Origin of the sequence: Streptomyces sp. NPDC059861 (assembly GCF_042731435.1) — a bacterium.
GTDB lineage: Bacteria > Actinomycetota > Actinomycetes > Streptomycetales > Streptomycetaceae > Streptomyces.
In genome coordinates this window covers 1-13,697 of the sequence record NZ_JBHWJQ010000035.1, presented here as the reverse complement: position 1 = coordinate 13,697, position 13,697 = coordinate 1, and the positions used below count along the sequence as shown (strand labels likewise).

Genomic DNA, 13,697 nt, shown 5'->3' with positions numbered 1-13,697 from the left:
GAGTGTGGACGGAGGGGGGCGTGGGATGCGTCACGCGGGGGAGTGGGGAGGGGCCCGGTGATCGGCAGGGGCGGAATGCATCTCCACCCCCGCCGATCACCGGGCCTCAGGCACGCTGCTGCGCGCTGGTCACTGGCGGATGTTCAGGCCGTGGTCGACAAGCGACGTCGGATGACCCAGGCGTTCCCCGAGAGCGATGAACGCGGCGTGGCTGTGCTTGTCGATCTCCAGGAAGGACGCCTTCAGCGCACGCAGGAACAGCCGGTATCCGAGATCCGCGCAGGACTGGAGAGCTACCTGCTCCAGTGCCGGTACGAGACCGGGCAACGGGAGCGGGTAGGTCCGGTTCTCCACCGCGTTCGTCAGATCACCGACGACCGACTGGATCGTCCGCACGACGGCCTGCCGCAGTTCCTCGTCCGTCACCGGATCGGCCGGGGGCGCGACGAACGTGGGGTCGCCGCGACGCTCCGCCGCGAGCCACGCCTCCTCGATCCTGCGCAGCCAGGTACGGGAGCTGATGCCGTCTTTGGCCGGATCGAAGACGTTGTCCGTGGCGCCGAGCCACACCGTTCGGAGCGTCTCGTCGGGGAGCGGGGAGTCCAGCAGCCGCCGTACATCCCGCCCGAGCTGCAGCGCCGCGGTGCGGCCGAGATCGGTCACCGTCCTCTCCGCGACGCGGAGCACGGCCGCGACCGGACCTTGTTCGGCGAGGCAGTCGAGCTCCTCTGGAGGGAGGTCCTCCAGGTCGTCGCACTGCGCGGCCAGCCATGTCAGCCCGATGTCGTCCGCCATGGTCAGCCCTCCAGGTAGGCGGTGTAGACGACGAACTTGCTGGGCTTGTGCTGCTTGCCCACGTACTTCAACTGGATGACCACGGTGGTGCCCGCCGGTGCGCCCTGCGGACCGTTCCTCACCCACTTCTTCCCGAGTGAGCTTCCCATGTTCCGGACGTCCCAGCGGATGGTCTTCAGGTCCCTGTCCGGGATGAAGGGCTCCTTCTTGCCGATGCGCTGGGCCTGCCTGATCTTCCAGGCATCCAGCTCCCGTGCCTTGCCCGACTGCTTGATCCACTGGTCCATGGCCTCTTGGACAGCCTGGGCGGCGGTAGCCTCGTTGGTCCACCTGGTCGCGATGCCGTTCTTCGACTTATCGGCCTTGTCCGCCATCTCGCTGTCGGTGCGGTTCACGTGGTCCCTCAGGGTGTGGGCGCCTTCCAGGCCCTCGTCGCCGATGATGTCGGTGCAGTTGTGGACGAGGACGTTCCGCGGCTGGAGCCCCCTGGTGCCGACGTAGAAGGTGTGGATCCCGTCGACCGTCAGGTCGTACACCGTGCGCGGAGCCAGGCCACTACGGTCCCGAAGGGCCGTCACCGTGTCGCGCGAACCGTCGGGTGCGCGTAGCCGATCGCCCACGCGCAGCTCGGAGACCAGCGTCCAGCCCCGTCCGTCGACGTGGAACCGGTGGCCCGCCGTACTGGTCAGCAGCCCGCCGGCCACGGTGATGTCCACGAGCCGCCGGGCGTCGTGCCGGAACGTGTCGGTCACCGACTGGGTGGCCGGCCTCCCGGTCTCCGGGTCCGTGGCCAGCACGAGGTCACCGACGCGCACGTCGCGGATGGCCTTGCTGGTGCCATCGGCCATCAGGACGTCGGTGTCGCCCGGGAAGCTGTTGACCCTGCAGGCGGTGACCACGTCCTCATATCCATTGACCGTGCTCTCGATCTTGGCGAGGGTCGAGGGGTCGAGGTCGAGGGCCTTCAGGGCGGTGAACGCCTCGCGGACCCCGATGCCCGTACGCATCGCGGCGTCCAGGGCGTGCAGCGCTTCGACCGCCTTGCCGAGAGCCTTGCCAGGGATGAAGTTGGAGGCCGCCCAGGCGCAGCCGCTGGCGCTGCCGTGCCAGCAGTCCACGAAGTCCTGGACCAGCAGCGCCTTTCCGATCTTGAGATAGGTGTCGATGAGCCCCTTGAGGATGTCGGCCTGCGTGAAGGTGCGGGTCACCTTCTTCTGCAGGCCCTTGAACGGCTCCGAACCGAGGAATACCGTGTCCGACGACGGGCACCCGGACTGGGTGGCCGGCACGTCGGGTTTGGTGCACAGGTAGAAGTCGACGGTGGCGTTGAACTTGAACGTGAACGTGACGGTGCAGCTCGTACCGAAGCCGGGCGGTAGCTCACAGGGATTGTCCTGCTTCGCTTCGGTGACCTCGATGCTGTCCTCGTCGACGACGAAGAAGGTGCCGCCGACGCCGGTTCCGGCGCCGCTCGTGACCTGCTGGTTGGCCTGCTTGCGCTCCGCGGACTCCGCGGCCTCCTGGGCCTCCTTCGCGTACTTCTCCGCGTCCTTGGCCGCCTGTTCGGCCTCCGTCGCCGCCGCGTCGGCGCGGTCGGCCGCCGCTCGGGCGTCCTTGGCCGCCTGCTCCGCCTCGGCCGCGGCCGCGCGGGCCGCGGAGGCGTCGAGCGCGGCCTGGTCGGCCGAGTCGCGGGCCTCCTGGGCGTAGCCCTCGGCGCGTCCCGCCGCACGGTCGGCCGCCGCCGCGTCCTCGGTGGCCTGGCGGTCGTACTCGATCGTGCGGGCCAGCGAGGCCGACGCCTGGGACGCGGCCTTGGCGGCGTCGGCTGCGTAGCCGAGGGCCTCCTTGGCGTAGCCGCGGGCGGTCGCAGCGTGTGCGGCGGCGTTCGCGGCGTGGACGTACGCCTGCTTCGCGTCGCCCTGCGCCTGCTCGGCGAGGTTCTTCGCTGCCGCGGCCTCCGCCTGCGCGTTCCGGGCGTGCGCGTCGGCGACGGCCTTCTGCTGGTCGGCGATCGACTTCGACGCCTGTCCGGACAGGACGACCAGGGAGGCCGCCGAGTCGGCGTCGACGTACGGCGAGCCGATCTGGATGGCGTCGTTGGCCGGCTGGGCGACCTGCGCCGCGGCGGCGTGCGCGTCGGCCGCCGCCTGGGCGGTGACGTAAGCGAAGCCCGCGGCCTTCGCCGAGGCGGCGACGGCCTTGGCCGCCTCCTTGCTCGCCGCGTCCGCGTTGTTCTTCGCGGCCTTGGCCTGCTTCTCCGCCTCGTCGGCCATGGTGACCGCGGCGTTCGCCTCCGACGCGGCGTGCTTGGCCGCGGCGATGGCGTCCGCCACCGCGGCCGTCGCGGTCCTCACCGCGGCGTCGGCCTTCAGCTTCGCCGCCTGGGCGGCGTCGGCGTGCGCGCGGGACCGCTTGGCGGCGGCCTCGGCCCGGGTGGCCGCGGCGTCCGCGTCTGCGGCCGCCTCGGTCGCGGCGTCGGCCGCCGTACGGGCCCGTCCTGCGGCCGCCTCGGCGTCGTCGGCGTGGCCGGCCGCGGCGTCGGCCGCAGCCCTGGCCTCCTGGGCGTTGCTGTCGGACTCGTGGGCCTGGGCGTAGGCCTCCTTGGCGTCGGCCTTGGCGCGCGCGGCGTCGGCCTTCTGCTCGGCGTCCCAGGCGTCGTCCCGCAGGTCGCGGGCGTTGTCGCGGGCCTTGACCGCGGCGTCCCTCTTCTCGACCGCCGTCGCCTCGGCGGCCTCCGCCCTGGTCTTGGCGTCCTTGGCGTTCGTCGCCTCTGTCTCGGCGGTCCGCCGGTGCTGCGCGGCCTCGGCCTGCTTGGCTGCGGCGGTTTCCTTCTCCGCCTTCGCCGTCTTCTCCTCGGCCTCGGCGGCCAGCCGCTTCGCGTGGGCGTCCGCGGCCGCCGACTTCGCGTCGGCCTCCGCCTTCAGCGCCACGGCCAGCTTGGCCTCGGCGGTCTCCTTGTCCTTCTTCGCGTTGTCCCGGTGGACCTTCGCCGCGTCGGACGCCGCCTTCGCCTGCAACTCCGCGATCCGGGCGGCTTCCTTGCGGAACTCCGCGTTTGACTGCGCGGCCTGAGCGAGAGCCCGCTGTGCGATGGTCTGGCTGTCGCCGGCGGATGCCCGGGTCGCTGCCTCGGCGGTCTCGGCGGCCTTCAGCATTGCCGTCAGCGCCGCGACTGTGCCCTTGGTGACCTGCGCCTTCTGCTGTCCGACGAGAAGACCGCGACCCCGCGGCATACCAACGGCATCCGCGATGCCGTACGCCGCCTGCTCGGCGGAGTCGGAGGCCGTGGCCGCCTTCTTGGCGTTCTCCAACTGGGTCTTAAGAGCCGTCAGATACTGCTTCGCCGACGTCTGGGCGCCGGTGACGACCTTCTTCGCCTTGTCGAACTCCGCCTTTTCCGGGTACAGGGGGCTGTCCGTGCCCTGGTGACCGGACGGCTTGATCAGGAACTTCTGCGATGCAGCGTTCTTGCAGTCCCACAGCCGCGCGTCCGTGCTCTTGGTGAACGCGCTCAGGTCCAGGCACTTACCCGTGGTCGCGCTCTTCAGCGGCGAGGTGGCACGGACGTCGCCCTCCCATGACTGCCCCGCGGACTTGTAGCAGTCCGATATCTGGATCTTCGTGCCGTTCGACGACGCGTTCCCGGCAACATCAAGGCACTTCTGCGAACCGACGTTGCGGAGGTGGAGGTCGTCCTCGCTGCCCTCGAGCGTCCACTGCTGGGCCGCGCCGCCGTTGCAGGTGTAGATCTGGACGGGCGTGCCGTTGGTCTTGCCCCCGCCCTGGACGTCCAGGCAGTTGCCCCTGGCGCCCGGCACCTCGATCGTCACATGGCTGTCGCCGATCCAGCCCAATCCGCCGGCCGACCAGTAGTCCTGCCAACGGGTGGCGTAGTCCGCGAGCCACGACTGGCCGAGGACCTGGCCCAGGATGAACGAGCCGTCCTGCAATGCCTTCGTGGCGGTGGCGCTGGCAGCGAGGATCTGTTGGCGCTGCTTCGCCTGCGAGACGATCTCCTGCTGCCACTCGGCCGAAGCCTGCGCCACCTCCTTGCCGAGAACGCGGTTCGGGTCGATCGGGGCATGCCAGGCACACGACGCGAAGCGCGCCTTCAAGTCCTCGACCGCGATGCGGAATTCCGGGGTGTCCGGGGCCGGGGCCGTGCGAGGGAAGCCGCCCGAGGCGAGGAAGATGCGGGCGTCATCGGCGAAGACACGGGGAACGAAGAACTGATTGGGTTCGATCTTGCCGGAGTTCTTCTTCCACAGCTTCCACGCCTGCTGCTCCTCCGGTGTCCCTCCGGTGGTGTACAGCTGATCGCCGATCGTGAGCGCGGCGGCCTTCGTCTTGTCGTCGGCCGTGGGCGACGGATCGTAGAACGGGGAGAACAAGTCGACCGACTTGCCGTACGCCTGCCACAGCCACGGCAGCAGGCCGGTCTTGTCGTAGATCTCGTTTTCGCCGCGCGGTTCGCCAGGGTAGGAGCTGAGGCCGGAGACGGAGGTGGAAAACGCACGCTCCTGGTCATTGACCTTCTTGACCCACTGGTCGGTGCCCGCGCTGTCCGCGTTGTTGGCCTGGTGCAGGGGCGTGGTGCCGTCGAAGAGGTCCCGCTTGAGTTTCTGGTGGAGCTGATCGGGAGGCAGCCCGATGGAGTTCTGCGCGAGGGCGAACAAGTTGGGGCCACCTGTGCGCAGTGCGTCAGCGGCAACACACTGATCCTCGCGCAGTTGTTCAGCCGCTTTCGTGTCGAAGCCGTCGTACGAGTCGCCCGCCGCGGCCACACGCTGTTGGGTGTGCCGGCCGAGTTGGCCAGGCTGGACGGTCAGGCCACCGAGGACCGCCAGGGCGGCAACGGAGGTGACGGCAGAGGTGAACACTGCGGATGTTCGTGATCTGGGGTTGTACAGCCTCGATCTGAAGCGCAAAGGAGCATCCTTCGTGGTGAGCGACAGCAGGCGGGGGTGACCGCAGGAAGAGGCAGTGGGATACGCGCGTGTCAGCTCGCCGTACCGGTGCCGGCGGGGCTGCAGGCGGCAGCAGCTTTCAAGCAGGCGTTCGCAACAGGCCGGTATCGCGGCATGGTGATCCTTCCCCCGTGACGGCACTGTTCCCCCGGCCGCCGAATGACGTGCGCGATGACGGAACTGGTCATGATCCGGTCATGCGCGGCCCAACCATAGCCATATGGCGACAGGCTGGGGCAAGGAGTGATTTCGGTTGCCGATGAGGCTGGCGCGAACAGTGCTACCGCGCGGTAACCCCATCGGAGGCGCCAGCCCTCTCCCGCATCAGGGGCTTTCTGTGTGTTTCCTGTGTGGGAGCAGTGATGACGTCGCCTGGGGCGCCTCCCTGAGAATGGCTGAATATCGGTCTTCCGTCGGGTGCCCGCCCGCGTTCGTACTCTCGTGGGTATTTCCGATTTCGGGCACGCGGAAGCCTTTTTGGGTGGCTGTCGGATCGTAGGCTGCCCGTCATGTGCGGAATCGTGGGTTACGTGGGGTCGCAGTCGGCGCTGGAGGTCGTGACGGCCGGGCTGAAGCGGCTGGAGTACCGGGGTTATGACTCGGCGGGCGTCGCCGTGCTGGCGGACGGCGGGCTGGCGTCGGCGAAGCGGGCCGGGAAGCTGCTCAACCTGGAGAAGGAGCTGGTGGAGCGGCCACTGCCGACCGGCTCGACGGGGATCGGGCACACGCGGTGGGCCACGCACGGCGGCCCCACGGATGCGAACGCGCATCCGCATCTCGACAACGCCGGGCGGGTCGCCGTCGTCCACAACGGCATCATCGAGAACTTCGCGAGCCTGCGGGCCGAGCTGGCGGAGCGAGGGCACGACCTGACGTCCGAGACCGACACCGAGGTCGTCGCCCATCTGCTCGCCGAGGAGTTCGCGGCGAGCGCGGACCTCGCGGAGGCGATGCGGCTGGTGTGCCGGCGGCTGGAGGGGGCGTTCACGCTGGTCGCGGTGCACGCCGACACGCCGGACGTGGTGGTGGGGGCACGGCGGAACTCGCCGCTGGTGGTGGGCGTCGGCGAGGGCGAGTCCTTCCTCGCCTCCGACGTCGCCGCGTTCATCGCCCACACGCGGTCGGCGATCGAGCTGGGGCAGGACCAGGTGGTGGAGCTGCGCCGGGACGGTGTCAGGGTGACGGGCTTCGACGGCCGCCCCGCGGACGTGAGTTCGTACCACATCGACTGGGACGCGTCGGCCGCGGAAAAGGGGGGCTACGACTACTTCATGCTCAAGGAGATCGCCGAGCAGCCCAAGGCGGTCGCCGACACGTTGCTGGGGCGCATCGACGCGTCCGGCTCGCTGACGCTGGACGAGGTGCGGATCCCTGCGGGGGCGCTGCGGGAGGTCGACAAGGTCGTCATCGTCGCGTGCGGTACGGCGTTCCACGCGGGGCTGATCGCGAAGTACGCCATCGAGCACTGGACGCGTGTCCCGTGCGAGGTGGAGCTGGCGAGTGAGTTCCGGTACCGGGACCCGATCCTCGACCAGCAGACGCTGGTCATCGCCATCTCCCAGTCCGGCGAGACCATGGACACCCTGATGGCGCTGCGGCACGCCCGCGAACAGGGCTCCAGGGTGCTGGCGATCTGCAACACCAACGGCTCGACGATCCCGCGCGAGTCGGACGCGGTGCTCTACACGCACGCCGGGCCGGAGGTCGCGGTGGCGTCAACGAAGGCGTTCCTCACGCAGTTGGTGGCCTGCTACCTCGTCGCGCTGTATCTCGGCCAGGTGCGGGGCACCAAGTGGGGTGACGAGGTCCAGGACGTGATCCGGGACCTGTCGAACATCGGTGGAGCGGTGGAGCGGGTCCTGGAGACCATGGAGCCGGTACGAGAGCTGGCGCGCTCGCTCGCCGAGAAGGACACGGTGCTGTTCCTCGGGCGGCACGTCCTGTATCCGGTCGCCCTCGAAGGCGCGCTGAAGCTCAAGGAACTGGCGTACATGCACGCCGAGGGCTTCGCGGCGGGCGAGCTCAAGCACGGGCCGATCGCGCTGATCGAGCAGGACCTGCCCGTGGTGGTCGTCGTCCCCTCACCTCGGGGGCGGTCGCTGATCCACGACAAGATCGTGTCCAACATCCAGGAGATCCGGGCCCGGGGCGCGCGCACCATCGTGATCGCGGAGGAGGGCGACGAGGCGGTGGTGCCGTACGCAGACCATCTCGTCCGGATCCCGGTGACACCGACGCTGCTTCAGCCGCTCGTGGCGACGGTGCCGTTGCAGGTGTTCGCGTGCGAGCTGGCGACGGCGCGAGGGAATGACGTGGACCAGCCTCGGAACCTGGCCAAGTCGGTGACGGTGGAGTGAGGGCTGCTCCGCCGGTCAGGCGCGGGTGATCTTGAGGGCCTTCACGAAGGTGGAGAAGGCTTCGGTGGGGACGGTGAGGGTGGCGGTGGGTGACTTGGAGTCGCGTATGGCCACCTGGGTGGGGGAGTTGGCGATTTCCACGCAGGCGTTGCCGTCGCCCTCGCCGGAGTAGGACGACTTCCGCCAGTTGTCGGGGGTGGTCATGGCGCCTCACAGCTCCTTCGCCAGCTTGTGGATGAACTCGCGCGACCGTGCGGGCTCAAGTGACACGGCTTCCACTTTACGGAAGCGCGTTCGATAGGCGTTGAGCTGTGCCTCGGAGTCGATGAAGACCGAGCCGTGGGGTGCGTCGCGCACCACGGTGTCCAGCCTGGGCAGTGGGCCACCCACGTAGGTCATGGTGCTTGAGGCTCTGGAGAAGCCGTCCAGGTCGAAGGGGATGACGCGCACGGTGATGTGCTCCGCTTCGGAGGTTTCCAGGAGGTGGGCGAGTTGGGCTTGTGAGGTCGCGCGGTCGCTGACCCTGATCCGCAGTGCCGCCTCGTGGATCACCGCTGCGTACGGGACGGGGGAGGGACCCTCGCTGATCGCACGGCGAGCCATCCGGTGGCGGATCCGCAACTCCAATTCGTCGTCCGTGAGTTCGGGGACCCTGGATGAGAAGACGGCACGGGCGTACTGCTCCGTCTGCAGGAGGCCCGGGATGAACAGCAGGGCGACCTCTCGCAGGAGCGTGGCGTGGTGCTCCAGTTCGGCGAGGTCGAGGAACGGTGTGGGCAGGGCTCCCCGGTACTCCTCCCACCAGCCGTGTGTTCGGTCGGTTGCCATGGCCACGAGGGCCTCGACGTAATCGGGGTCGGTGCAGGCGTAGTGCGATGCGAGCCGTCGGACGCGTTCCTCGCTGACGCCCGCCGTGCCGAACTCGATCTGACTCACCTGGGCCGAGTCGGTGCCCAGCAGCGTGGCGGCTTCACGGCCCTTCAGACCTGCGGCCTCGCGCAGTTTGCGTAGCTCGGCGCCCAGGCGCTCCTGGCGTGCGGTGGGCTGTCGTCTGCGCGGCACGGCTTCTCCTCGGCCCCAACTGCCCTCAAGCAGTGACTCGTTCGAGGGGAAGATTATGGCAACGACTTGCACCGTCCCAAATTGTGGCCCTACCTTCAGTGACGCGACGCGCACTCTGTGGAGTTCGTAGGTGGCCGTCGCGTCTCCAACCTCACCTCGAACGACAGGGGTTCACGCATGCCCGACAGCGAGTCCTGGGAGTACTCCCTCCACATCCCGAACGACCTCCGTGCCGTCACCGTCAGTCGGCGGACGCTCCGGGTGATCCTCGCCCTGCATGGGCTGGCCCGGTTCGTGGATGTCGCCGAGTTGCTGGCGGCCGAGTTGGTGTCCAACGCCGTGCGGCACACCAAGGGGCCCGCCGCGATGCGGGTGAGGTGGGCGGAAGGGGTGCTGCGGATCGGGGCGTGGGATGCCGATCCGGAGCCACCCGAACCGCCGCGGTCCTGGGGCGAGCTCAAGGAGGTGGAGGCGGGGCGGGGAATGGCGCTCGTGCGGGCGTGCGCCGATGTGTGGGGGTGGCAGCCATTGGCGCGGGAGGGCGATCGGGGGAAATTCGTGTGGTGTGAGATCCGTGCGGCATGAAAAGGGACGGTAATGGATGCGGGACCCCGATCGAAAAGGGGCCCGCACCCATTACCGTCCCTGTCCCGGTGTCCCGTCCGGGCTCAGTGGCGGAAGGCGTCCTTCGCCTTCTCCCAGGCCTGGCGTGCGTCGCCTTGGGCGCTCTTGGAGCGGCCCGAAGCGTGCATGCGGCGGTTGCCGGACGTGCGGCCGAGGGCCTCCTTCGCCATGCCCACCAGCTGCTCCGCCTTGGCCTTCGCCTTCTGGTTGCCAGTCATGAGTTTCCACATCCCAACGTCGTCACGGCGTTTGGTGATGTCCGGGTTACCGCTTCGGCGAGGGCTAAACGATCGAAAATCCCGTGTGCTTGTCCGCTCGGAAGCGGGGAACTCGTCGTCCTGGAGGTTGATAGATATGGTTCCCCTTCTTCTCGTTCTTCTGCTGGCTCTGATCCTTTTCGGTGCCGGCTTCGCACTGAAGGCGCTGTGGTGGATCGCGATCATCGTGATCGTGCTGTGGCTGCTGGGCTTCCTGGTCCGGCCCGCAGGTACAGGTGGGAAGCGTGGCCGCTGGTATCGCTGGTAGAGCGTTCCGAAGGGTGCGCGTCGAAACGAAGGGCCCGGTCACTGACCGGGCCCTTCGGGCGTTCACTCCCGGGTGATGTGACCCATCAGGGTGCACAGTGCGCGGAATGTGTGAAATCGGGCATCACTTCCCGCCCGCCGGGCACTCGCGTCGCACCGGGCGCCGGTGCGCAAGGGAACCAGCGCCTCCATGCCGGCGCCCGGCCTCGCGCTTAGGGTGCTCGGCATGAGCATCATCGGGGTCGGGATCGACGTGGCCGAGATCGATCGATTCCGGGCGTCGCTGGAGCGGACGCCCGCGCTGGCCGAGCGGCTGTTCCTCCGGAGCGAGTTGCTGCTGCCGAGCGGGGAGCGCCGGGGTATCGCCTCGCTGGCGGCGCGGTTCGCCGCGAAGGAGGCGGTCGCCAAGGCGCTCGGCGCGCCGGCCGGGCTGCACTGGACCGACGCCGAGGTCTACGTCGAGGAGAGCGGGCAGCCGCGGCTGCGCGTGGTGGGGACGGTCGCCGCGCGGGCGGCGGAGCTCGGCGTGCGGTCCTGGCACGTGTCGCTCAGCCACGACGCCGGGGTGGCCTCCGCCGTCGTCATCGCGGAAGGGTGAGACCCCCGGGCCGAGTCGAGGGGCGGACGCGTCGGCCGGTCGACCGAGGGTTGTCCATGGCAACGGGGTGGCAACCCGTCCCTGGGTGGGCCGGTGTCGGTGGTGTGCGGGAGACTCGGGCGTATGCGTACTGCGTACAGCGTGGAGACGGTCCGGGCGGCCGAGCGGGAGTTGATGGCGCGACTTCCGGAGGGGGCGTTGATGCAGCGGGCGGCGGCCGGGCTCGCGGTCGCCTGCGCGGAGGTGCTGGGGCGCGTGTACGGCAGCCGCGTGGTGCTGCTGGTCGGGAGCGGGGACAACGGGGGCGACGCGCTCTACGCCGGGGCGCGGTTGGCCCGGCGGGGCGCGGGCGTGACCGCCGTGTTGCTCTCGCCGGAGCGGGCTCATGCGGGTGGGCTCGCCGCGCTGCGGCGGGCCGGAGGTTCCCTCGCGAGGGTGGACGGGGCCGAGGCGCTGATCGAGCGGGCCGATCTCGTCGTCGACGGGATCGTGGGGATCGGGGGGAAGGGCGGGCTGCGGTCCGAGGCCGTGCCGTTGGCGGAGGCCGCTGCCCGGGCACGGGCGGCCGTGGTGGCCGTCGACCTGCCGAGCGGGGTCGACGCCGACACCGGGGAGGTGCGGGGGGCGGCTGTCCGGGCGGAGCTGACGGTGACGTTCGGGACGCACAAGCCGGGGCTGCTGGTGGATCCCGCGCGGGAGTACGCCGGGTCGGTGCGGCTCGTCGAGATCGGGCTGGCGCTGCCGGGCGGGAGCGCCGAGTTGGAGGCCCTCCAGTACGCGGACGTGGCCGCGTTGCTCCCGGTGCCGGCTCCTGAGAGCGACAAGTACCGGCGCGGGGTCGTGGGGATCGCCGCCGGGTCGGCCCGCTATCCGGGCGCCGCCGTGCTGGCGGTCGCCGGGGCGCTCCGGGGCGGGGCGGGGGCCGTGCGGTACGTGGGGCCTGCCGCGGACGCGGTGATCGCGCGGTTCCCCGAGACGCTGGTGTCGGACCGGGGGCCGCGGCGGGCGGGGCGGGTGCAGGCGTGGGTCGTGGGGCCGGGGGCCGGGGACGACGCGGGCACGGTCGCCGAGGTGTTGAGGGCCGATGTGCCGGTGCTGGTGGACGCGGACGGGTTGCGGCTGGCGGAGGCCGGGGCGGTGCGGGGGCGGAGCGCGCCGACGTTGATGACTCCGCACGCGGGCGAGGCGGCGGCGTTGTTGGGGGTGAGCCGGGAGGAGGTCGAGGGCGCCCGGCTGGGCGCCGCGCGGGAGTTGGCGGGGCGGTACGGGGCGACGGTGCTGCTGAAGGGATCCACGACGCTGGTGGCCGACGCGGGGAGCGGAGTCGCCGTACGGGTGAACCCGACCGGGACGGGCTGGCTGGCCACCGCCGGGAGCGGCGACGTGCTGTCGGGGCTCGCGGGGTCGCTGCTGGCGGCCGGGCTCTCGGCGCGGGACGCGGGGAGCGTGGGGGCGTACCTGCATGGGCTGGCCGGAAGGCTCGCGGCCGACGGCGCGCCGGTGGGGGCCCTCGATGTGGCGGAGGCGATTCCGGGGGCCTGGCGGGATGTGCGGCGGGATTGAGCAGTGCGCCCCCACGGGGCCCCAGCCGGAGCGTGCCGCTCCGCGCCCCGGTCCGTGGGGTCGGGGTCGAAGGGGTGTCCGATCGCTCTGAGAGACTGGGCGCGATGAGTACCACTGCACAGTTGCCGAGCACCGCCCCGTTGCGCGGTCGGGCTGAGATCGATCTTGGCGCGCTGCGCGCCAACGTGCGGGCGCTGCGCGCCCATGCGCCCGGCGCGGCCCTGATGGCCGTGGTGAAGTCCGAGGCGTACGGGCACGGCGCGCTGCCGTGCGCGCGGGCGGCCGTGGCGGCCGGGGCCGGCTGGCTGGGCACCGCCACGCCCGAGGAGGCCCTGGCGTTGCGGGCGGCCGAGGGCATCCCGGCGGATGTCCGGATCATGTGCTGGCTGTGGACGCCCGGCGGGCCCTGGCGTGCGGCCGTCGAGGCCGACATCGACGTGTCCCTGAGCGGTATGTGGGCTCTGCGCGAGGTCACCGAGGCCGCCCGGCGCGCGGGCCGGCCCGCCCGCGTGCAGCTCAAGGCCGACACGGGGCTCGGGCGCAACGGATGCCAGCCCGGCGACGACTGGGCCGAGCTCGTCGCGGCGGCGGTACAGGCGGAGGCCGAGGGGCTCGTCCGGGTCACGGGCCTGTGGTCGCACTTCGCGTGCGCCGACGAGCCGGGGCACCCCTCCATCGCCCTCCAGCTCGGCCGCTTCCGGGAGATGGTGTCGTACGCCGAGGGGGAGGGCGTCCGCCCCGAGGTGCGGCACATCGCCAACTCGCCCGCCACCCTCACGCTTCCCGAGGCCCACTTCGATCTCGTACGCACGGGGATCGCCCTCTACGGCATCTCCCCCAGCCCCGAGATCGGCACGCCGGCCGACTTCGGGCTGCGGCCGGTGATGACGCTGTCGGCGTCGTTGGCACTGGTCAAGCAGGTGCCCGGGGGGCACGGGGTCAGTTACGGCCATGGGTACACCACGCCCGGCGACACCACCCTCGGCCTCGTCCCGCTCGGTTACGCCGACGGCATCCCGCGGCACGCCTCGGGGACCGGGCCGGTGCTGATCGGCGGGAAGTGGCGGACCGTCGCGGGACGGATCGCGATGGACCAGTTCGTCGTCGACCTAGGGGGAGACGAGCCGCCGGTGGGTGCGCAGGCCGTGCTGTTCGGGCCCGGCGACCGGGGCGAGCCCACCGCAGAGGACTGGGCGCAGGCGGCGGG

At 70.7% G+C, this 13,697-nt stretch carries 11 protein-coding genes; 6 read left to right on the top strand and 5 right to left on the bottom strand.

Annotated features, from left to right (window positions below):
• Window positions 1-129: 129 nt before the first annotated feature.
• A complete protein-coding gene (locus ACFV6X_RS26790) occupies window positions 130-795 on the bottom strand; it encodes a hypothetical protein (RefSeq protein ID WP_385387521.1) in 666 nt (221 codons plus the stop codon).
• 2 nt (window positions 796-797) lie between these two features.
• Entirely contained in the window at window positions 798-5,705 is a 4,908-nt protein-coding gene (locus ACFV6X_RS26785; RefSeq protein ID WP_385387605.1) for a ricin-type beta-trefoil lectin domain protein, read from the bottom strand.
• Between the two features lie 566 nt (window positions 5,706-6,271).
• On the opposite strand from ACFV6X_RS26785, the gene glmS reads away from it, so the two are divergent.
• On the top strand, window positions 6,272-8,119 hold the full coding sequence (gene glmS / locus ACFV6X_RS26780) for a glutamine--fructose-6-phosphate transaminase (isomerizing) (protein ID WP_385387519.1): 1,848 nt from the start codon (window positions 6,272-6,274) through the stop codon (window positions 8,117-8,119).
• Between the two features lie 15 nt (window positions 8,120-8,134).
• On the opposite strand, the gene ACFV6X_RS26775 is transcribed toward glmS, so the two are convergent.
• Together ACFV6X_RS26775 and ACFV6X_RS26770 are read right to left on the bottom strand one after the other, a co-directional pair.
• Window positions 8,135-8,323 carry a DUF397 domain-containing protein gene (locus ACFV6X_RS26775; protein WP_385387518.1) on the bottom strand — a complete coding sequence of 63 codons (189 nt, stop codon included), beginning with the start codon at window positions 8,321-8,323 and terminating at the stop codon, window positions 8,135-8,137.
• Between the two features lie 6 nt (window positions 8,324-8,329).
• Window positions 8,330-9,181, bottom strand: a complete 852-nt coding sequence (locus ACFV6X_RS26770; protein WP_385387516.1) for a helix-turn-helix domain-containing protein — start codon at window positions 9,179-9,181, stop codon at window positions 8,330-8,332.
• Window positions 9,182-9,358: 177 nt separating this feature from the next.
• Here ACFV6X_RS26770 and ACFV6X_RS26765 point away from each other — a divergent pair, with 177 nt between their 5' ends.
• Window positions 9,359-9,766, top strand: coding sequence for an ATP-binding protein (locus ACFV6X_RS26765; protein ID WP_385387514.1), 408 nt, complete (start codon window positions 9,359-9,361; stop codon window positions 9,764-9,766).
• 83 nt (window positions 9,767-9,849) lie between these two features.
• On the opposite strand, the gene ACFV6X_RS26760 is transcribed toward ACFV6X_RS26765, so the two are convergent.
• Window positions 9,850-10,023 carry a CsbD family protein gene (locus ACFV6X_RS26760; protein ID WP_365445677.1) on the bottom strand — a complete coding sequence of 58 codons (174 nt, stop codon included), beginning with the start codon at window positions 10,021-10,023 and terminating at the stop codon, window positions 9,850-9,852.
• Window positions 10,024-10,159: 136 nt separating this feature from the next.
• Here ACFV6X_RS26760 and ACFV6X_RS26755 point away from each other — a divergent pair, with 136 nt between their 5' ends.
• The 4 genes from ACFV6X_RS26755 to alr form a co-directional block, all read left to right on the top strand.
• A complete protein-coding gene (locus ACFV6X_RS26755; RefSeq protein ID WP_365445680.1) occupies window positions 10,160-10,330 on the top strand; it encodes a hydrophobic protein in 171 nt (56 codons plus the stop codon).
• 225 nt (window positions 10,331-10,555) lie between these two features.
• A complete protein-coding gene (locus ACFV6X_RS26750) occupies window positions 10,556-10,927 on the top strand; it encodes a holo-ACP synthase (RefSeq protein ID WP_385387512.1) in 372 nt (123 codons plus the stop codon).
• A 123-nt stretch (window positions 10,928-11,050) separates the two neighbouring features.
• On the top strand, window positions 11,051-12,490 hold the full coding sequence (locus ACFV6X_RS26745; protein ID WP_385387510.1) for an NAD(P)H-hydrate dehydratase: 1,440 nt from the start codon (window positions 11,051-11,053) through the stop codon (window positions 12,488-12,490).
• A gap of 104 nt (window positions 12,491-12,594) precedes the next feature.
• Window positions 12,595-13,697, top strand: a 1,103-nt coding sequence (gene alr, locus ACFV6X_RS26740) for an alanine racemase (RefSeq protein ID WP_385387508.1), incomplete at its 3' end; no start/stop codon positions are given.